At 38.1% G+C, this 20,279-nt stretch carries 18 protein-coding genes, 2 tRNA genes, 3 rRNA genes and 1 pseudogene; 8 read left to right on the top strand and 16 right to left on the bottom strand.

The window, feature by feature from the left end; genetic code table 11:
- Window positions 1-64 precede the first annotated feature (64 nt).
- Complete coding sequence (locus AOY20_RS06160) at window positions 65-370, bottom strand: rhodanese-like domain-containing protein (RefSeq protein WP_054581045.1); 306 nt, start codon at window positions 368-370, stop codon at window positions 65-67.
- Between the two features lie 91 nt (window positions 371-461).
- Between AOY20_RS06160 and AOY20_RS06155 the strand changes: the two genes are divergently transcribed.
- From AOY20_RS06155 to AOY20_RS06145, 3 genes are all read left to right on the top strand, one after another.
- Window positions 462-950, top strand: a complete 489-nt coding sequence (locus tag AOY20_RS06155) for a YajQ family cyclic di-GMP-binding protein (protein ID WP_054581044.1) — start codon at window positions 462-464, stop codon at window positions 948-950.
- Between the two features lie 29 nt (window positions 951-979).
- Window positions 980-1,480 (top strand): DUF4442 domain-containing protein, encoded by a 501-nt coding sequence (locus AOY20_RS06150; RefSeq protein ID WP_054581043.1) that lies wholly within the window; start codon window positions 980-982, stop codon window positions 1,478-1,480.
- Between the two features lie 137 nt (window positions 1,481-1,617).
- Window positions 1,618-2,094, top strand: a complete 477-nt coding sequence (locus AOY20_RS06145) for a nuclear transport factor 2 family protein (protein WP_054581042.1) — start codon at window positions 1,618-1,620, stop codon at window positions 2,092-2,094.
- Between the two features lie 46 nt (window positions 2,095-2,140).
- Here AOY20_RS06145 and AOY20_RS06140 read toward each other — a convergent pair whose 3' ends face one another.
- From AOY20_RS06140 to AOY20_RS06130, 3 genes are read right to left on the bottom strand one after another with little or no spacing between them, the layout of a single operon-like run.
- Window positions 2,141-2,560 carry an acyl-CoA thioesterase gene (locus AOY20_RS06140; RefSeq protein WP_054581041.1) on the bottom strand — a complete coding sequence of 140 codons (420 nt, stop codon included), beginning with the start codon at window positions 2,558-2,560 and terminating at the stop codon, window positions 2,141-2,143.
- Between the two features lie 21 nt (window positions 2,561-2,581).
- Window positions 2,582-3,010 carry a thioredoxin TrxC gene (gene trxC, locus AOY20_RS06135; RefSeq protein ID WP_054581040.1) on the bottom strand — a complete coding sequence of 143 codons (429 nt, stop codon included), beginning with the start codon at window positions 3,008-3,010 and terminating at the stop codon, window positions 2,582-2,584.
- Entirely contained in the window at window positions 3,011-3,907 is an 897-nt protein-coding gene (locus AOY20_RS06130) for an alpha/beta hydrolase (RefSeq protein WP_054581039.1), read from the bottom strand.
- Between the two features lie 132 nt (window positions 3,908-4,039).
- On the opposite strand from AOY20_RS06130, the gene AOY20_RS06125 reads away from it, so the two are divergent.
- The 3 genes and pseudogenes from AOY20_RS06125 to AOY20_RS06115 all read left to right on the top strand — a co-directional run bounded on the left by AOY20_RS06125 (window position 4,040) and on the right by AOY20_RS06115 (window position 6,381).
- Window positions 4,040-4,375, top strand: coding sequence for a protein tyrosine phosphatase family protein (locus tag AOY20_RS06125; RefSeq protein WP_054581038.1), 336 nt, complete (start codon window positions 4,040-4,042; stop codon window positions 4,373-4,375).
- On the top strand, window positions 4,368-4,790 hold the full coding sequence (locus tag AOY20_RS06120) for a protein tyrosine phosphatase family protein (RefSeq protein WP_054581037.1): 423 nt from the start codon (window positions 4,368-4,370) through the stop codon (window positions 4,788-4,790). The genes AOY20_RS06125 and AOY20_RS06120 overlap by 8 nt, the downstream gene beginning before the upstream one ends.
- A gap of 213 nt (window positions 4,791-5,003) precedes the next feature.
- Window positions 5,004-6,381 (top strand): annotated as a pseudogene (locus tag AOY20_RS06115) (dihydrolipoyl dehydrogenase).
- 18 nt (window positions 6,382-6,399) lie between these two features.
- On the opposite strand, the gene AOY20_RS06110 reads toward AOY20_RS06115, so the two are convergent.
- From AOY20_RS06110 to AOY20_RS06070, 9 genes are all read right to left on the bottom strand, one after another.
- Window positions 6,400-7,620, bottom strand: coding sequence for an MFS transporter (locus AOY20_RS06110; RefSeq protein WP_054581036.1), 1,221 nt, complete (start codon window positions 7,618-7,620; stop codon window positions 6,400-6,402).
- A gap of 178 nt (window positions 7,621-7,798) precedes the next feature.
- Window positions 7,799-7,913 (bottom strand): 5S ribosomal RNA (rrf, locus tag AOY20_RS06105).
- Between the two features lie 184 nt (window positions 7,914-8,097).
- Window positions 8,098-10,989 (bottom strand): 23S ribosomal RNA (locus tag AOY20_RS06100).
- 386 nt (window positions 10,990-11,375) lie between these two features.
- A tRNA-Ala gene (locus tag AOY20_RS06095) sits at window positions 11,376-11,451 on the bottom strand.
- Between the two features lie 37 nt (window positions 11,452-11,488).
- Window positions 11,489-11,565: transfer RNA gene (locus AOY20_RS06090), tRNA-Ile, on the bottom strand.
- A 61-nt stretch (window positions 11,566-11,626) separates the two neighbouring features.
- Window positions 11,627-13,164 (bottom strand): 16S ribosomal RNA (locus AOY20_RS06085).
- The 16S, 23S and 5S rRNA genes sit together here with 2 tRNA genes alongside, the layout of an rRNA operon.
- A 439-nt stretch (window positions 13,165-13,603) precedes the next feature.
- A complete protein-coding gene (locus AOY20_RS06080; RefSeq protein ID WP_054581035.1) occupies window positions 13,604-14,680 on the bottom strand; it encodes a DUF6670 family protein in 1,077 nt (358 codons plus the stop codon).
- A 24-nt stretch (window positions 14,681-14,704) separates the two neighbouring features.
- A complete protein-coding gene (gene pssA, locus AOY20_RS06075) occupies window positions 14,705-15,532 on the bottom strand; it encodes a CDP-diacylglycerol--serine O-phosphatidyltransferase (RefSeq protein ID WP_054581034.1) in 828 nt (275 codons plus the stop codon).
- Window positions 15,533-15,574: 42 nt separating this feature from the next.
- A complete protein-coding gene (locus AOY20_RS06070) occupies window positions 15,575-16,432 on the bottom strand; it encodes a 23S rRNA (adenine(2030)-N(6))-methyltransferase RlmJ (protein ID WP_054581033.1) in 858 nt (285 codons plus the stop codon).
- A gap of 117 nt (window positions 16,433-16,549) precedes the next feature.
- Between AOY20_RS06070 and AOY20_RS06065 the strand changes: the two genes are divergently transcribed.
- Both AOY20_RS06065 and AOY20_RS06060 read left to right on the top strand, forming a co-directional pair.
- The gene (locus AOY20_RS06065; protein WP_054581032.1) at window positions 16,550-17,152 is read left to right on the top strand and encodes a 2OG-Fe(II) oxygenase; all 603 of its coding nucleotides are present in this window, start codon (window positions 16,550-16,552) and stop codon (window positions 17,150-17,152) included.
- A gap of 56 nt (window positions 17,153-17,208) precedes the next feature.
- On the top strand, window positions 17,209-17,736 hold the full coding sequence (locus AOY20_RS06060; protein WP_054581031.1) for a hypothetical protein: 528 nt from the start codon (window positions 17,209-17,211) through the stop codon (window positions 17,734-17,736).
- Window positions 17,737-17,817: 81 nt separating this feature from the next.
- On the opposite strand, the gene AOY20_RS06055 is transcribed toward AOY20_RS06060, so the two are convergent.
- From AOY20_RS06055 to AOY20_RS06045, 3 genes are all read right to left on the bottom strand, one after another.
- Entirely contained in the window at window positions 17,818-18,075 is a 258-nt protein-coding gene (locus AOY20_RS06055; protein ID WP_054581030.1) for a DUF2789 family protein, read from the bottom strand.
- Between the two features lie 188 nt (window positions 18,076-18,263).
- Window positions 18,264-19,250: a malate dehydrogenase gene (locus AOY20_RS06050; RefSeq protein ID WP_054581029.1), complete on the bottom strand. Its 987-nt coding sequence runs from the start codon at window positions 19,248-19,250 to the stop codon at window positions 18,264-18,266.
- A gap of 372 nt (window positions 19,251-19,622) precedes the next feature.
- The gene (locus AOY20_RS06045; protein ID WP_054581028.1) at window positions 19,623-20,279 is read right to left on the bottom strand and encodes a ribonuclease T2 family protein; all 657 of its coding nucleotides are present in this window, start codon (window positions 20,277-20,279) and stop codon (window positions 19,623-19,625) included.

Genomic DNA, 20,279 nt, shown 5'->3' with positions numbered 1-20,279 from the left:
TTACAATTTAATTTATTATTATTATTAAAAAAAGCGCCAAACGGCGCTTTTTTTAATAACTACCTTATTCTAAAGGTAGTCCTGCGTCACGGGCAGCTCGAGTTCCACCCATTAGCACAACATATTCACGGCTACTGTCAAACCCCTCTAATAATTCAGCAGCACGAGGTGCTTTACTTCCACCACCACATAAAATGTATATTGGCTGATCCGCCGACACCTGAGATAAACTATCTGCCGATAAGCTGGCTATAGGCTGGTTTAATGCACCTTTTAAATGTGCTTCAGCATAAGCATTTGTATCACGGACATCCCAGATTACAGCATTTTCTGGGAACTCAAATGTTGTAATTTCTTGTTTACGGATCATTACGCACTCCTTTGATGTAAACAACACTTGGCAAATGAAGAAAACATCCCTAGCATCTCAGATATTGTTTATATTTGCAAAGGTCTAATTTATGCCATCTTTTGATATTGTTTCGGAATTAGAAATTTTTGAAGTGAACCATGCTGTTCAAAATACACAAAAAGAAATCGCAACTCGTTTTGATTTCCGTGGTCAAGATGTTTCCATTGAACTAAATGAAAAAGCAAAAGAAATCAAAATTTCCACTGAAAGTGATTTCCAATGCGAACAAGTTTATACCATGCTTGAAAATCATTTCTTTAAACGTAAAGTTGATATTCAAGCGCTTGATCCACAAAAAATGACAGCTTCAGGTAAAAATGTGATTCAAGTCATCAAACTTAAAGATGGTCTTGACTCTGATACCGCAAAAAAAATCAATAAAGCCATTAAAGAAAGCGGTATAAAGGCGCAGTCTTCTATTCAAGGGGACAAAATTCGTGTAACTGATAAAAAACGCGATACTCTACAGCAAATTATGGCTTTCTTGAAAGAACAACAATTTGGTGTTCCTTTACAATTCAACAACTTTAAAGATTAAGACTATTTGAAGTCTTAAAAGTAGGGATTATGACGCAGACCAATCGACTTTCTAAACTCGTTAAAGCCACTTCTAAATTGCCAAGTGGCATTCAAAGTACGCTGTTAAGTAAGGTCTTTGGTCGCATCGTCCCAATGGTCGGTTCCGCTAAGATTCGCTACATTCACGTCAGCGAATCAAAAGTGGAAGTGACCCTTGCCAACCACAAAGCCATGCGAAACCATATCGGTCAAGTTCATGCCTGTGCCATGGTGCTTCTTGCTGAAACAGCAACTGGCTTTGTAACTGGAATGAATGTTCCTGACAATTGCATCATGCTCATCAAAAGTCTACATGTCGATTTCAAACGGCCATCCAAAGGTGCCATGACTGCGATTGCGACACTTACACCTGAACAACGCCAACTGATGCAAACAGATAAAGGAGAAACTATCGTTCATGTGACCGTAACTGATGAATCTGGTGAAGCCCCTATTCAATGTGAAATGCTGTGGGCATGGATCCCAAAGTCATACCTAAAAAACAAATAAATGTAAATAAAACTTACTGTTGGGTAAGTGTAAGATTTACTAGACTTACACTTAAGGCTGACAAAATGTTGCTATTTTCACGACTATAAATATGCTTAATATGGTGACATTCTCTCTTTTTCATATTGAGTCTTCTGATGAAAAAATTATTATTGGCTTCTACCCTTTTGGTCACCCTCCCAATCCTAAATACAGTTCAAGCTGCTGCCCCAACAAGCGGGATAAAAGCTAAATCTCAAACTGAACAGAACCGAAATATTGTTCTCGATTTTTATCAAGGCGTGTTCCAAAAGCATCACGTAAAAGCATATGCAGACCGCTATATTGGTGATCAATATATTCAGCACAACCCATATGTATCTGATGGTAAAGCACCTTTTGTAAATTACTTCACCCAATACTTTAAAGAAAACCCAACTGCACAGAACACAATTAAACGTGCAATTACAGACGGTGATTTAGTCGTTTTACATGTGCATTCAAAGCAAAATGAACATGATAAAGGACAAGCAATTGTTGATATATTTCGGATAGAAAATGGAAAAATAGTTGAGCATTGGGATGTGATTCAAAATATTCCTGAACAAAGTGCCAATCAAAATTCAATGTTCTAAATATAAAAAATCCCAGACTTATGCTGGGATTTTTTGACAATCAAATTTAAGATTGTGTTTCTAAAAACAACTGTTTTGACTCTTCCGGAATTTGACGTTTAGATCCCTTCACATCTACTGCTACAAAGGTAAATACACCTTCTGTTACACGTTTAGCAGGACGTGAACTATCATGACTATCCCATACTTCAATTTGCATTTGAATTGAGGTATTTCCTACTTTCAAAATTTTTGTATAGCAAGAAATTACATCACCAACCTTTACAGGAACAAGAAAAGTCATTTGATTGATCGAAATTGTTGCACAACGTCCTTTCGAGAAACGTTCCGCATGAATTGCACCTGCCAAATCCATTTGTGACACAATCCAACCACCAAAGACATCACCACTCCAGTTTGTATCCGCAGGCATTGCAATAGTTTGAAGGGATAAAGTACCTTCTGGTTTTACGTAAGAATCTGACACGTTAACTCCAAGCCTATAAAATTAGGAAGCATTCAAATGTTGATCTAGCCACTTTTTTAACTCACTAGATCTAAGTGCACCGCTTATTCTAGCAACTTCATTCGTTTTATTCATTAAAACTAAGGTTGGAATACTACGAACATTAAATGCAGCACTTAAACGAGGATTCTCTTCAGTATTAATTTTTGCAAAAACAACATGAGGATAATCTTTTGCAACTTGCTGAAAATGTGGAGCCATCATTTTACAAGGACCACACCAATCTGCCCATAAATCAATAAATACAGGTAAATCGCTAGAACTAATGAAGCTACTAAAATTTTTTTCATTCAGTTCAATAGGTGCTAATGGAATCAATCCTTGATGACATTGTCCACAACTTGGTTGCTCCAAAAGTTTTTCTTCAGGTACTCTATTTTTTGCACCACATGCCGAACACACAATAATCATCTAGCTTGTTCCTATCGTTTTAGATAAAAAATCTAATTGGGTCAATATTGCTTTTTCAAAGTATTTTCCATGATAAATATCAAAATGATGCATATCCCATTCTTGATATTCTGCAAAAAATGCAAGATTCGTTGCAGTTTCACGGACAGCCTCTATCGGCATTAGACTATCATTTTTTGCAGCAATAATCAGAGTAGGTATTTGAATTTTTTGAACATCTAAAATTGGTCTAAATTTAAGTAAGCTAAAAAACACTCGTGCGGGAATTTCCCCACTCCAGAAAGCATCTAAATTTAAAATGGATAAATATCCCTCATAATAATCATGCGCAGGAAAAATAGATAAACCGCTAGGTTCTACAACAGGTATTTGTTTAGATGCTAAAGCAATTTTTGCTCCCATATAATCTTTTGTAGAAATTTTTAAAGCCTTCGTCATATATTGAATAGGATATACTTTTGCATATTCGGTTCCATCAACAAATGGAACCTGTGCAATAACAGCTTTAATATTTTTCAACACGGAAGCCAAATGAAGAACATAGCCTGCACTTAACCCAGAACCCCATAAAATAATTTGGTTGATATCAATTGATTTTCTTCCCATCAAGTGAGAAATCATCGTTTTCCAATCTTCAATTTGCTCATCAATAGAAACGAGCTCACGTGGTCGTCCTGTACTACCTCCCCAATAGCGATAATCAAATAAAACAACAGCATAACCTGCACGAGCAAATCGTTTAGCAAATTGGGCTAATTTAAAATGTCTTAATGATGCAAATTCGGGAGCCATTAAAATAATAGGTGGCTTATCTATATTATGTGGATGATAAAAATCCGCAGCAATAACATCTTTCCCACTTTTGACATAGAGCGGTTCAACCATATACGCAAACATGTCAGCTCCATTCCATAATCATACTTAAGTTAATCGAATTTAATGATTTATAAATTTTTTTAATAATCTGCTCAATATTATGCTTAATGTTATCATAGACTATATTTATTTTTGTGCTAATGGAGTCCTACAGTGAGTGATCTTGTTGGTTTTGCAGGTCAAATTGGTCCTGAACATATTTCTCAAGTTGTTGAAAAAGGATTTAAATCTGTAATTAATAATCGTCCTGATCTTGAAGGTGGCCCCTCTCAACCAACAAGTGCAGATCTAGAAGTTGCTGCACGTGAAGCTGGTTTAGATTATGTGTATCAACCCGTAGTTGCTGGGCAAATCACTGAATTAGACGTACGTGAATTTGCAAATAATTTTAATGAACTACCAAAACCTGTTCTTATGTTCTGCCGTACTGGTAATCGATCAAATAATCTTTACCAACTTGCAAAACAAATGGATTTGTTAGATGACTGAATTTTGTTTTAAAGCCTTAATATTTAGCGTTATTATCAGCTTTTCAGGAACAGTCATAGCTGAAGATTCTTTAAGTAAATCTTTAGCACCGAGCCTTAGCGTCACTGGTGATATGACAACTGATAAGTTTAGTAAGCTCATGCAGCAAGGTTTTAAATCTGTAATTGTAAATCGTCCTGATCAAGAATCAGGCAATAAAGTTTCAGTCAATGCTTTAAGAGAAATTGCTGAAGCAAATCAGGTTGGTGTTATTTATCAACCTGTTACAAGTGGAAAAATCAATCAAATAGACATCAATGAATTTGCTGAATACTATAATGATTTACCAAAACCAATTTTAATGGTTTGCAAAAGTGGAACGCGTTCTGCATCATTATATCATCAGGCAAAAGAACAAGGTTTATTAGATGAATAAAATGTTTCTTGTACTACTCTGCTCACTCACACTTATTGGATGTAGCACCATGAATGTTCGTCCAACTGTTGGGATCTATGGCGGAGCGTCCATCTAAAAGCATAAAAAACGGCATAAATTGCCGTTTTTTTTATTTTAAAAATTTAAATCGCTTATAATTTTTCACATAAATATGCTATGAATAAGACATCATTATAAAATAAAGAGTATTTTATGTACGATATTATTATTATTGGCGCAGGAACAGCAGGTATAGCTGCCTATAAAGAAGCAATTAAATTTACACAAAATATTCTCATTATTAATGATGGTCCTTGGGATACGACATGTGCCCGTGTTGGTTGTATGCCCAGTAAAGTTCTTATTGCTAGTGCTAATCGTATGTATGCATAATATTTTACATGCAAATGAACTTGGTTTAGATATCCAAGTACAAATTGACACATCAAATGTAATGAGTAGAGTAAGAGCCTTACGAGACCACTTTACAACTGCAACACAAAAAGATGTAGATCAATGGTCAACTGAGCACAAAATATCAGGTAAAGCTGAATTTATAAATGCAACAACCATTAAAGTAAACAATCAAATTTTTCAAGCAAAATCATTTATTTTAGCTGTAGGCTCAACACCAAATATTGATCAAACAATGCAACAAGAATTAGGCAGTCGACTTATTAGCTCAAATCAAATTTTTGAATTAGAACAACTTCCCAACTCATTAGCTATTATTGGTAGTGGTGTTATTGCTCTTGAACTAGCACAAGCAATGCAACGACTTGGTGTAAAAGTAGATGTTTTTGCACGAAGTAAAAAAATTGGTTCGCTGACAAGTCCACGTTTACAAAAATTTGCACAAGAAGAAATTTCACAGGAACTTAATATACATTTTGAAGTTTTACCAGATGCTATGCAAAAAGTTAAAAATAAAATCTCGATAAACTTTACCGAGGATCAGCAGACAAAAAATATTGAAGTCGATTACGTTCTCACAGCAACAGGCCGTAAAAGTTTATTAGACACATTAAACCTACAAAAAATTGATTCAACCTATTCTTCTTCAAAACAAATAAATATTTCATCTCAAACCAAGCAATTAGGTAATTATCCAATTTTTATTGTTGGTGATGCATATACAACAACACCTATTCAACATGAAGCTGCTCATGAAGGTCGTTTGGCTGTTCATAATTGCTTAAATTATCCACAGATTAATAATATAAAAATACTAACTCCATTAAGTATTGTGTTTAGCCAACCTGAAATGGCAATTATAGGACAAAGTTTGAAACAACTTGAAGAAAATAAAATTGAATATATCTGTGGATTTATTGATTACAAACAGCAAGGTCGCGCTTTACTAATGTCTGAAAATAAAGGTGCTGCTGAGATTTATATAGATAAACAATCCAAAATAATTCTTGGAGCAGAATTATTCGTATCATCAGCAGAACATTTAGCTCATTTATTAGCATGGATCATAGATGAAAAGTTAACAGTTAATGAAATTTTACAGAAGCCTTTTTATCATCCGACCCTAGAAGAAGGTCTAAGGACTGCATTAAAACATGCAAAACGACAACTAAATTAATTCTAAGATTAAAAAGACTTAAGCACTTCTCTGCTCATTCACAGTAAGTTGCTTAAGTTTCCATGCTATTAGTAAACCTAATAATAAAAGAATTATAATAAAAAATAGCAAACCATTCCATTTTCCGTATTCCCACACAATACCACTTAAACTACCTAAAATGCTTGAACCTAAATAATAGCTAAATAAATATAATGAAGATCCAACTGCTTTATATCTTAATGCTTGAATTGAAACCCAACTGCTAGCTGTTGAATGTCCAGCAAAAAAGGCAAAAGTAAAAATAAGTAATCCTATTGAGACAACAAATAATAAATTACTAAACATTAATAAAATACCCATAATCATGCCAACAAGCATCCAAGGTAAAATACTATGCCTTCCCCATTTTCGTCCCCAAGCTGCAGCACGTGGCGCACTATAGATACCAGCTAAGTAAACAACAGATAAACAGCCAATCCATGCTTGAGATAAATTAAAAGGAGAATCTAGTAAATGAAAACTCATATAATTAAAAATAGAAACAAAGCATCCCATCAAAATAAATCCTTGAAGGAATAATAATTTAAGCTTTGAATCTTTTAAATTGTCTATAAAAGAAGAGCTAAATCTTGAAAATTTAAAAGAGTAACGTTTAAAATGCTGAGATGCAGGAAGTTTTTTATAAAAAATTAATGCAATAAATAAATTAATTAATCCAATAACAATTGTTGCCGTTTGCCAACTCACGAAATCAACTAAAACTCCAGCAATAAATCGCCCCCCCATTCCTCCAATTGCAGTACCTGAAATATAGAGCCCAATTGCTAAACCAATATCTTTTTTTGCAATTTCTTCACCGATATAAGTCATAGCGACAGCAGCCACACCACTAACTGCTAATCCAACAAAAATTCGAGTAATTAGAAATAAGCTCCAATAAGGTAAACATGCACTTATTAATAAAAGAAGAGCTACGCTCAACAGTGCTACTGTCATAATGGATTTTCGACCAAATTTATCTGATATAAATCCAGTAATGAGCAGACCAAATGCCAAGGCGATTGTAGAAATAGATAATGGAAAACTACTATGAGTTGCACTTACATTAAAAAAGTCTGCCAATATTGGCATCATGGGTTGAACACAATATAAAGAAGAAAAAATTGAAAATCCGGCTAGAAATAAACAAAATAGAACAGATTTAAATGATTTTGTTCCATATTCAATATAGTTATTAGATTGTTTTGAGTCTTGCATATGTGCTCCATTTCTTTGCACAGTATACTCCTCTTTAAAATTAAAACTCATTCCCTTTCATTTTCCATATATTTTTATCAAATTCTTATTGATCTACTTATTCCTTAAATTTCTTTCATTTATTTTTTCACATAAAAAAACACCCCCTTCATCTGAAGGGGGTGTTTTAGAATTAATGAGCTGGCGATGACTTACTCTCACATGGGTAACCCCACACTACCATCAGCGCTAAGAGGTTTCACTTCTGAGTTCGGGAAGGGATCAGGTGGTTCACTCTTGCTATTGTCGCCAGCACAACTGTTTATGATTACTTGCTATGGTCTTACTTAGATGCCTAGCTTTCTTCAAATGAGTTATTAACAGGTATATCTGAGTTAATTTAAGGTGTTCATTGTATCTAGCTTTAGAACTAAATCAAGTTTCTTTGATTATTTGTGAATCAATTGATGCTTGATACAACAACTGTTTGGGTGTTGTATAGTCAAGCCTCACGAGCAATTAGTATTGGTCAGCTTCACATATCGCTATGCTTCCACATCCAACCTATCAACGTCGTAGTCTTCAACGGCTCTTTAGAGGACATATAGTCCTAGGGAAATCTTATCTTGAGGTAGGCTTCCCGCTTAGATGCTTTCAGCGGTTATCCCTTCCGAACATAGCTACCCGGCGATGCGACTGGCGTCACAACCGGTACACCAGAGGTTCGTCCACTCTGGTCCTCTCGTACTAGGAGCAGATCCTCTCAAATTTCCAGCGCCCACGGTAGATAGGGACCGAACTGTCTCACGACGTTCTAAACCCAGCTCGCGTACCTCTTTAAATGGCGAACAGCCATACCCTTGGGACCTGCTTCAGCCCCAGGATGAGATGAGCCGACATCGAGGTGCCAAACACCGCCGTCGATATGAACTCTTGGGCGGTATCAGCCTGTTATCCCCAGAGTACCTTTTATCCGTTGAGCGATGGCCCTTCCATACAGAACCACCGGATCACTAAGACCTACTTTCGTACCTGCTCGACTTGTGGGTCTCGCAGTTAAGCGCGCTTTTGCCTTTATACTCTACGCGTGATTTCCGACCACGCTGAGCGCACCTTCGTACTCCTCCGTTACTCTTTAGGAGGAGACCGCCCCAGTCAAACTACCCACCAGACATGGTCCTCGCTCCAGATAATGGAGCAGAGTTAGAACCTCAATATTACCAGGGTGGTATTTCAAGATTGGCTCCACCGAAACTAGCGTCTCGGTTTCAAAGCCTCCCACCTATCCTACACAAGTAAGATCAAAGTTCAATGTCAAGCTGCAGTAAAGGTTCACGGGGTCTTTCCGTCTAGCCGCGGGTACACCGCATCTTCACGGCGAATTCGATTTCACTGAGCCTCTGCTGGAGACAGCGCCGCCATCATTATGCCATTCGTGCAGGTCGGAACTTACCCGACAAGGAATTTCGCTACCTTAGGACCGTTATAGTTACGGCCGCCGTTTACTGGGGCTTCGATCAAGAGCTTCGCTTACGCTAACCCCATCAATTAACCTTCCAGCACCGGGCAGGCATCACACCCTATACGTCCACTTTCGTGTTTGCAGAGTGCTATGTTTTTAATAAACAGTTGCAGCGGCCTGGTTTCTGAGGCTGTCATCAGCTCAAGGAGCAAGTCCTATCACCAACAACAGCGTACCTTCTCCCGAAGTTACGGTACCATTTTGCCTAGTTCCTTCAGCAGAGTTCTCTCAAGCGCTTTGGTCTACTCGACCTGACCACCTGTGTCGGTTTAGGGTACGATTCCAGTATAACTGAAGCTTAGAGACTTTTCCTGGAAGCATGGTATCAGCCACTTCGCTAGTAAACTAGCTTGCTATCAGTTCTCAGCATAGAGTACCCCGGATTTGCCTAAGATACATGCCTACAACCTTCCACCTGGACAACCAACGCCAGGCTGACTTAACCTTCTCCGTCCTCTCATCGCATTATACTGAAGTATTGGAATATTAACCAATTTCCCATCGACTACGCCTCTCGGCCTCGCCTTAGGGGTCGACTCACCCAGCCCCGATTAACGTTGGACTGGAACCCTTGGTCTTTCAGCGAACGGGTTTTTCACCCGTTTTGTCGTTACTCACGTCAGCATTCGCACTTCTGATACCTCCAGCAGACTTCTCAATCCACCTTCATCGGCTTACAGAACGCTCCCCTACCACTTGCAATAAATTGCAAATCCGCAGCTTCGGCATATAGTTTTAGCCCCGTTACATCTTCCGCGCAGGCCGACTCGACTAGTGAGCTATTACGCTTTCTTTAAAGGGTGGCTGCTTCTAAGCCAACCTCCTAGCTGTCTATGCCTTCCCACATCGTTTCCCACTTAACTATAATTTTGGGGCCTTAGCTGGCGGTCTGGATTGTTTTCCTCTTGACTACGGACGTTAGCACCCGCAGTCTGTCTCCCGGATAGTACTCATTGGTATTCGGAGTTTGCATCGGTTTGGTAAGTCGGGATGACCCCCTAGCCGAAACAGTGCTCTACCCCCAATGGTATTCGTCCGAGGCGCTACCTAAATAGCTTTCGGGGAGAACCAGCTATCACCAAGTTTGATTAGCCTTTCACCCCTATCCACAAGTCATCCCCTGGCTTTTCAACGACAGTGGGTTCGGTCCTCCAGTTAGTGTTACCCAACCTTCAACCTGCTCATGGATAGATCACCTGGTTTCGGGTCTATACCCAGCAACTAAACGCCCTATTAAGACTCGGTTTCCCTACGGCTCCCCTATGCGGTTAACCTTGCTACTGAATATAAGTCGCTGACCCATTATACAAAAGGTACGCAGTCACCGAACAAGTCGGCTCCCACTGCTTGTATGCATGCGGTTTCAGGATCTATTTCACTCCCCTCACAGGGGTTCTTTTCGCCTTTCCCTCACGGTACTGGTTCACTATCGGTCAGTCAGGAGTATTTAGCCTTGGAGGATGGTCCCCCCATATTCAGACAAGGTTTCACGTGCCTCGCCCTACTCGACATCATTATGTGTGCCCTTTCGTGTACAGGACTATCACCTACTATGGTTGCACTTCCCAGAGCATTCCACTAAAACACACATAACTTAATGGGCTGTTCCCCGTTCGCTCGCCGCTACTGAGGGAATCTCAATTGATTTCTTTTCCTAAGGGTACTGAGATGTTTCACTTCCCCTCGTTCGCCTCGTAACACTATGTATTCATGTTACGATACCTAGCTTATACTAGGTGGGTTTCCCCATTCAGAAATCTCCGGATCAAAGGATATTTGCCGCCTCCCCGGAGCTTATCGCAGGCTATTACGTCTTTCATCGCCTCTGACTGCCAAGGCATCCACCACATGCACTTAATTACTTGACTATACAACCCCAAACAGTCGCCCATTTCCTACAAGTGAAAATGTTGCGTTGCGAACTTAATCGCCACAGTTAGAGTTTTGTAGATTTAACTACAGTACAGCTTCAATTAGATTCATATACCAAAACGCTTGATTCAGTTAATTTCGCTAGTAACTCATTTAATCAGTCAACTTCAGAATTACTTCTTTAGTCTTCCTTTTAACGAGTATGAACAAATTATTTCAACTCAAATATATTCTGTTAATGATTCACTACGTCTTCGTCAGATCGCAGTCAACTGTGATAAATCACAGAGATTAATAACAATGCCGCGCATTATACGCCACCTTATCACTAAGCTCTATAAGCTATCCAACTGTTTGCTTACTATGTATTCATTCAAATACATGGTGGAGACTAGGAGAGTCGAACTCCTGACCTCCTGCGTGCAAAGCAGGCGCTCTACCAACTAAGCTAAGTCCCCAGCTTATCATTTAGATTCAATGTACCTTTCTAAGTCATGGTGGGTCTGACAAGACTTGAACTTGTGACCCCACGCTTATCAAGCGTGTGCTCTAACCAACTGAGCTACAGACCCTCAGATACATCATAATGAAGAACAACTTGTTGTGGATTCTTACCAATCGTCAATCTTTCGTTAAGGAGGTGATCCAGCCGCAGGTTCCCCTACGGCTACCTTGTTACGACTTCACCCCAGTCATCGGCCACACCGTGGTAAGCGTCCTCCTTGCGGTTAGACTACCTACTTCTGGTGCAACAAACTCCCATGGTGTGACGGGCGGTGTGTACAAGGCCCGGGAACGTATTCACCGCGGCATTCTGATCCGCGATTACTAGCGATTCCGACTTCATGGAGTCGAGTTGCAGACTCCAATCCGGACTACGATCGGCTTTTTGAGATTAGCATCCTCTCGCGAGGTAGCAACCCTTTGTACCGACCATTGTAGCACGTGTGTAGCCCTGGTCGTAAGGGCCATGATGACTTGACGTCGTCCCCGCCTTCCTCCAGTTTGTCACTGGCAGTATCCTTAAAGTTCCCGGCATAACCCGCTGGCAAATAAGGAAAAGGGTTGCGCTCGTTGCGGGACTTAACCCAACATCTCACGACACGAGCTGACGACAGCCATGCAGCACCTGTATCAGAGTTCCCGAAGGCACCAATCCATCTCTGGAAAGTTCTCTGTATGTCAAGACCAGGTAAGGTTCTTCGCGTTGCATCGAATTAAACCACATGCTCCACCGCTTGTGCGGGCCCCCGTCAATTCATTTGAGTTTTAGTCTTGCGACCGTACTCCCCAGGCGGTCTACTTATCGCGTTAGCTGCGCCACTAAAGCCTCAAAGGCCCCAACGGCTAGTAGACATCGTTTACGGCATGGACTACCAGGGTATCTAATCCTGTTTGCTCCCCATGCTTTCGTACCTCAGTGTCAGTATTAGGCCAGATGGCTGCCTTCGCCATCGGTATTCCTCCAGATCTCTACGCATTTCACCGCTACACCTGGAATTCTACCATCCTCTCCCATACTCTAGCCAACCAGTATCGAATGCAATTCCTAAGTTAAGCTCAGGGATTTCACATTTGACTTAATTGGCCACCTACGCACGCTTTACGCCCAGTAAATCCGATTAACGCTTGCACCCTCTGTATTACCGCGGCTGCTGGCACAGAGTTAGCCGGTGCTTATTCTGCGAGTAACGTCCACTATCTCAGAGTATTAATCCAAGTAGCCTCCTCCTCGCTTAAAGTGCTTTACAACCAAAAGGCCTTCTTCACACACGCGGCATGGCTGGATCAGGCTTGCGCCCATTGTCCAATATTCCCCACTGCTGCCTCCCGTAGGAGTCTGGGCCGTGTCTCAGTCCCAGTGTGGCGGATCATCCTCTCAGACCCGCTACAGATCGTCGCCTTGGTAGGCCTTTACCCCACCAACTAGCTAATCCGACTTAGGCTCATCTATTAGCGCAAGGTCCGAAGATCCCCTGCTTTCCCCCGTAGGGCGTATGCGGTATTAGCGTCCCTTTCGAAACGTTGTCCCCCACTAATAGGCAGATTCCTAAGCATTACTCACCCGTCCGCCGCTAGGTCCAGTAGCAAGCTACCTTCCCCCGCTCGACTTGCATGTGTTAAGCCTGCCGCCAGCGTTCAATCTGAGCCATGATCAAACTCTTCAGTTTAAAATCAGTAGTAGCTTATGGCTACCAATCTTGGCTCATCAATTTTCTGACAAATATTTCTCAAATAAACTTCGAGTAATTTCTACCATTCAATCAATGAAAATATATTCGATTGATCAACTAGTAAAAATCCACACAAGTTGTTCTTCATAATCTCTTAATGATCTTCTTACTACTTCGTCAGTAGCAAGCTAGGTCGGCTATATTACTCTCTATTTCCAGAAAGTCAACTAGTAATTCAAATTATTTTAAACTTTCTTTCTAAAACACAACCCCAACACTTTGTGCTAAGTTGCTGTTTTATCAGAAGTTTTAATCTTCATCACCGCCGATGGATGTGCATTCTACAGCATTTCCTATACGTTGCAACACCTTTTCTTTATTTTTTTTGAAAATAATGTCTGTTTGCGTAATTTATAAGCAAAAATGCAGATTTATCTTATTTTTTGAACATTAAAGGTACAGCTTGTTCAAATTTTTTCATCATTTCATCTTCTTTATTTTGTTCTTGCCACTTTAAATCACGGCAATCAATATATTCTCCATAGCCACTAGCCCCCTCGAATATTTCATCATTAACTTTTAATGTGTAATAAAAGCTCCCGACAAATCCTGCTCCCAATCCAAATTTAAAATCTCCTCGACTATGTCCTTCTAGTACTATTGAAAGATTTTCATTGGAATAGCTCCATTCAAACTCACGGGGTAAATACATAAATTGATTATTCGGTGTTTTAATTTTTGGATATAGACGTCTAATATGAAATTCAACATCCTCATCAAAATATTGTATGTTTTGTTTTTCTATATTCTTAAAATAAATTCTTGAATACATTAACTGGCTTAAAGTATTGCGACATTGAACAAAAATAATTTGTTGTTCATTTCCAATATTAATTAATTGATAAACATAAAATGCACATGATAAATAAGATAAATACGAACTACGAGCAAACTCAAAACTTGCTATCTCATTAATTTTATATTCTTGTTGCTTATAAACAATTACACCACGACAAAAAGCAGTTAAAGACCAATGTTCAGCTAAATTAAATCGTAGCTTAGAAAAATAATTTAAAGGTTTTGCCGCCTCTATTTCCAATTCAAAGCCTAACTCATCACTTGCTCGTTCTAGCAATAAAGATGAAAAGTGTCCACTAAGATGTTCGCGCTGCGCAAATTGAAATTCTTGTTGATTAAAAAAACATTCGTGGCTTATTGAGTATGAGTTCAATTGCCCAATCATATGAGGGCTACTACTTACCAATGTCACAGCAGTATCTAATGCTGTCGTTTGGATGGCACTTTCATTATAAAATATAGAAAATTCATCTACTCCAATAGCAGTAAAAAAATTTAAATAATGTAATGGCGCTGGAAGATTTGGAACTTTTAAACCAACAATAATAGTTTTGTATTTATGATTCGGGACATGATAAGGCAGATTTAATTTTTTATTATGCGGAGTTTGATTCAGTTGCCTAGACTGATCGAGTAAGTCTTGAAACAGCCTCATATCAAACTCCTTATCATTTTTTATTTATACAGGCGTATTTTTTCTCGCTAAAAATGTCGTTACAAAACCTGAAAGTACATAGATAAAAGATAAAATCAAAATACCAACAGGAATATCATATGTAATCGCCGAGATAATAAATACACTCAGAGGCAATACAGCAAAAGGTACACGTTTACGATCAATGGTTTTAAAAGAATAATACTTGATATTTGAAATCATCAAGAGCCCAACTGTAACAATTAATATAACGTTATAAATTTGATATCCCTTATCTTGCAAATCAAAGACTTCCCTATAATCTAAACCGACTAAAACAGAAGAAATCACAATAATTGCAGCTAGCGGACTTGCAACACCAATAAAATAACGCTTATCAACCACACCAATTTGCACATTAAATCGTGCTAAACGAAATGCTGCACAAGCTGTGTAAACAAAACAACATGCCAAACCAATTCGTCCTAAATCATGCAGACTCCAGCTATACATTAAAATTGCAGGTGCAATACCAAATGCAAGTAAATCTGACAATGAATCGAATTGTTCACCAAATGGACTTTGAGCACCAATTGCTCGTGCAACACGCCCATCTAAACCATCAAAAAGTGCGGCAATAAAAATAGCAAATATAGCCTGTCTAAAATCACCATTCATACTGGCAATAATTGAGTAAAAACCTGACAACAACGCAAGTGTCGTAATCAGATTAGGCCATAGATAGATGCCTCGACGCTTCACTTTCTTCCCTTCCTGGGTCTGTTCTTCTTCTTCAACCTCGAACGTAATACCATCAAAAGTATTTTCCTTTGTTGAAGAAATTTCCCCTTCAGGCTTATTTGTACTAGTCATTCTTCGATCCTAACTATGACCTATCTTTATATTGATTTAACTTTATTCACCCACAAGCCAGCGAACAGCAGCATGACCGCCATTTTCTTGCATGCGTAAATGTGGGAATAACCACTGTAATGCTTCATCAGCATCTTCAGAGAACTTCCAAGGTGGATTAATTACGAGCAAACCACAACCATTTAATCCAACAGGCGTATCATCTGGCCATACACAAATTTCACAAACCAACTGACGACGAATACCTGTTTTGTACATTTTCTTTTCAAAACGTTCAATCATGGCACGGTCTTTAATTGGATACCAAACAGCAAACACACCTGTTGGCCATTTTTTATATGCAGCAACTAGCAGCTCAACCAATTGAGGAAAATCTTTACGCTCTAATTCATATGGTGGATCAATCATCACCAATCCGCGTTTTTCTTTAGGCGGAATTACACCGAGTAATCCTTCATAGGCATCACGTTCATGTAAACCTGCACGCTTATCAAAAATATTATGGCGTAATTGCTGAAATACATCGCGTTGCATCTCAAAAATTGTAGCTTTATCGCACTCACGCAGACCATCAAGTGCAAACCATGGTGATCCAGGATAAGCTCCCTTACCAAAGTTATCACGCATTTTTTCAACAACTTTTAAATATTGTTGAACACCTTCTGGCGCATTACGTTTAATTGAGTCGTCAAGTTTCACTAAACGATGAATACCCGTTAAAAACTCACCCGACTTCTGCGCTTCAGAAGAAGATAAATCATACTTACCAGCACCGCCATGCGTATCTATATAGCGGTATGGTTTGTCTTTTTGATTCAGTCGATTTAATAATTGAAGCAGTAAGACATGCTTCATCACATCGGCAAAGTTGCCAGCATGAAAATGATGACGGTAATTCATGTTTCGTTAATTCCTAATATCAACAGGTATTTTAGCATGAAAAATAGTTTCATTCAGATGCTATTCTTACTCTAGAATACGACACCCTTTTTTTCACATTTTTTTGAGGTTTTATATATGGAAAAAACGCTTATTCCAAAAGCTTTACCCGTTGACCAGATTTTAGATAATTTGGATCAACACGGGTTCAGTATTATAGATAACGCTTACACACCAGAATATACACACCAACTTGCTACAGAATGCACATCCCATCTTAACGAATTTAGAAATGCCGCAATTCAGAATGGCATTGTCAGTAATATCCGAAGCGATCATATTCTTTGGATTGATGAAAATCTCACCATTGCTCAACAACATATTCAAACCCTGAACAATTTAGCTACCGAATTTAATCGTGCATTTTATGCAGGAATTCATGAAGTTGAAGCGCATTTTGCATGCTATAATGCAGGTGAATTTTATGCCTTGCATAGAGACAACCCCCAAGGCAAAAATGGTCGTGTTATATCAGCAGTTTATTATTTACATGAAGAATGGCACGATGACTGGGGCGGAGAATTACGCTTACAAGATAAAAATGATCAATGGCATATTATTCAACCAAAACCCAATCGGATTGCACTTTTCCAAAGTGATTTAATGCATGAAGTTTTAGTTGCCAAACATCAACGCTTATCCATTACTGCTTGGCTAAGAAATGATAATACAATTTTTTAAACTTTAAATTTACATATTCATCCTCATATTAGGTAACTGATTATGAGGAGTATCCAATGCGAAATAATATTCAACCAATCATTCAACGTATTGGTGAAACTGATCAAATTTACTTGAATGGTAATACACCTGAACTTGCACTAGAACGTGCTGATCTTCGTTTACAGTTAGTGACGCTTAGTCAATTTCGTCAGGAACAAACTCACTTTTTACAAGAAGCTATTGTTATACTGGAACGCGCTCGTATTGAATTTGATGAAATGCCTGTAGAAATGTACCTAAAACTTTCTTTGCATTTAGCCAAAGCATATATGATTTACTATGAAATTTCTAAAGATCAAAAGTTTGCCATTATTACGCAGCAAATCTTAAAACCTATAACCACCGATTTAAATGGAGAAGTTTATTTCTTTTTAGCATATGCATCTGCTGTAAAAAATGAACATTCATTAACACGCCATTGGTTAGGTAAATATCTTAAAACCAAAGAGTTCGATTTTGATTTATTCAACATCCATCCTGCTTTTGATCAATATAGAAAATTAGATTGGTTTCTGAATTTATTAAAGAGCAAAATGCACTAAGACAGAATCTCTACTCACAATATAAAAAATGCCTCTTCATAGGCATTTTTTATTTCAATATTTAAATTGGCTTAATTTAAATTAACTTAGCTGTATTTTATATGCATCCATATGAAGTTGTTGATTTAACTCATCAATCCAAATTGCCCAGTCATCATCTTGAACTAAATGGCTAATTAAAAAATCACGCTGAGATTTACTCCAAAATGGAGCATCATGTAAATTTTGAGAAGCTGATAATTGATGTGTCCGTACATATAACTCAATTGCTGCTGGACTATTAGCAAGTCCTAATTGAGAAAACAATAAAGCTAAGGATGGTATATTTTGATTGAGCATCTAGCCCTCCTTATCAACTATTTTGTCATAATTTATTCAATTAACTTATAAGAAATTCATCATAATGCAAAGTATAAATCATCAATTTGTTGTTTCAATTTGTGTATATTTTCTATCCAAAAAATAAATACCAATAAAAAAAGCACTCTATTATAGAGTGCTTTTTTCTAATTTAATCTACGATTAAATTATTTAACCATGTCAGCAATTGCTGCACGTTCTTCTTCAAGCTCATTTAGAGTGAAGTTAATACGTTCACGGCTGAATTCGTCAATTTCAAGACCTTGGACGATTTTATACTCGCCATTTTCGCAAGTTACAGGGAAACCGAACATTACGCCTTCAGGAATACCATAAGAACCGTCAGAAGGAATACCCATAGTTACCCATTCGCCATTTGTACCAAGAGCCCAATCACGCATATGGTCGATTGCAGCATTAGCAGCAGAAGCAGCAGAAGATAAACCACGAGCTTCAATGATTGCAGCGCCACGTTTACCAACTGTAGGAAGGAATACATTTGCATTCCATTCTTGATCGTTGATCATATCTTTAACGTTTTCACCGTTAATTGTTGCAAAACGGTAATCAGCATACATTGTTGGAGAATGGTTACCCCAAACTGTAAGTTGTTTAATATCTTTAACAGCTTTACCAGTTTTTGCAGCAATTTGAGATGCAGCACGGTTGTGGTCAAGACGTAACATTGCTGTAAAGTTTTTAGCTGGAAGATCTGGAGCAGATTTCATTGCAATGTAAGCGTTAGTGTTTGCAGGGTTACCTACAACAAGTACTTTAACATCACGGCTAGCAACTTCATTTAATGCTTGACCTTGACCAATGAAAATTTCACCGTTCACTTTAAGAAGGTCAGCACGCTCCATACCAGGACCACGTGGACGTGAACCAACTAAAAGTGCGTAATCAGCATCTTTGAATGCAACTTTAGGATCATCAGTACCGATCATATCTGCTAAAAGTGGGAATGCACAGTCTTGAAGTTCCATCATTACGCCTTTAAGCGCTTGTTGAGCTTTCTCAAAAGGAACTTCTAACAATTGCAAAATCACTGGTTGGTCTTTACCAAGCATTTCACCGCTTGCAATACGGAATAATAAGCTGTAACCGATTTGACCAGCTGCGCCAGTAACGGCAACGCGAACAGGTTGCTTCATGTAATTATCTCCAATTGAGAGGAACATCAATATGATTAAATAGCTGTTCTATTTAATCTTAATTATCTTAAACGGCAAAGATTGTACTCCAATCCTTTCCGATATGCATGTAAAAGAGAATGAATTTCAACAAAAGTATGATAGGAAATATAAATAAAATACAATCTAAAGATCAGCAAATATAAAAAATTCACATATAAAATAGAAATCATGATTAATTAAAATTTTTTAATTTTTCATATGGTTAATTTATTTAAGCATTATTTAAAATCTTAAAATATAAATATTTATCACACATTTTACAACACGCTAAAAAATGCGCAGTATTACACCACGTTCGAAATCTAAATATGATCTTATACCGAATTTATATTAATACGATCCTTTAATCACAAAAGATTTCGGACATTTTGTCTCTATTGTTTCCGGACAAGTTCGATATTTTCCATTTTTGTTATAACAAATTTTAATATGGGTTAAATAACTCACATTACGGTGGCTACTACATTGAAAATGAATTCCTTGTGGAGGAAGACCTGAATTTAACTTTGTAAACATTGTTCTCAACATATTCTGCTGAATATGTGTAGATTCTTGCCGTGTCATCACAATCGGAATATTTAAGCGATCTGCCAAGTTAATAACATATCTAAAATATTGACTTGCTGTCATAAGCACACAGCCACCAATATTTTTCCATAAATTCACACGTGCCGTTTCATTAGGCATTACACTTGCAACAACTTTAGCTTGTATCGGAGGTAAAATTGCAGATGAATTTGTTCGACAATTTGCAGTCGTTGTTTCTGGATATAACCCTACAATATTAAGAGCATAGCCCTCTAAACACTCTCTTCTTTTTGTTTTTGTAGCATCAAGTAAACATGTTGCTGGAGTCATCTGAATCTCCATAACATATCCATTTAAAGGATTCGCATGAATGAATGAACTTGTTATAGATAAAACAAATCCTATTGCAAAAAGCAAAAGAAGACTTTGTTGTTTTATTAAACTATTCACTTTATTCAT

This window comes from Acinetobacter equi (genome assembly GCF_001307195.1).
Taxonomy (GTDB): domain Bacteria; phylum Pseudomonadota; class Gammaproteobacteria; order Pseudomonadales; family Moraxellaceae; genus Acinetobacter; species Acinetobacter equi.
The sequence above is the reverse complement of the archived record's forward strand: the minus strand, read 5'-3'. Positions and strand labels throughout refer to the sequence as shown.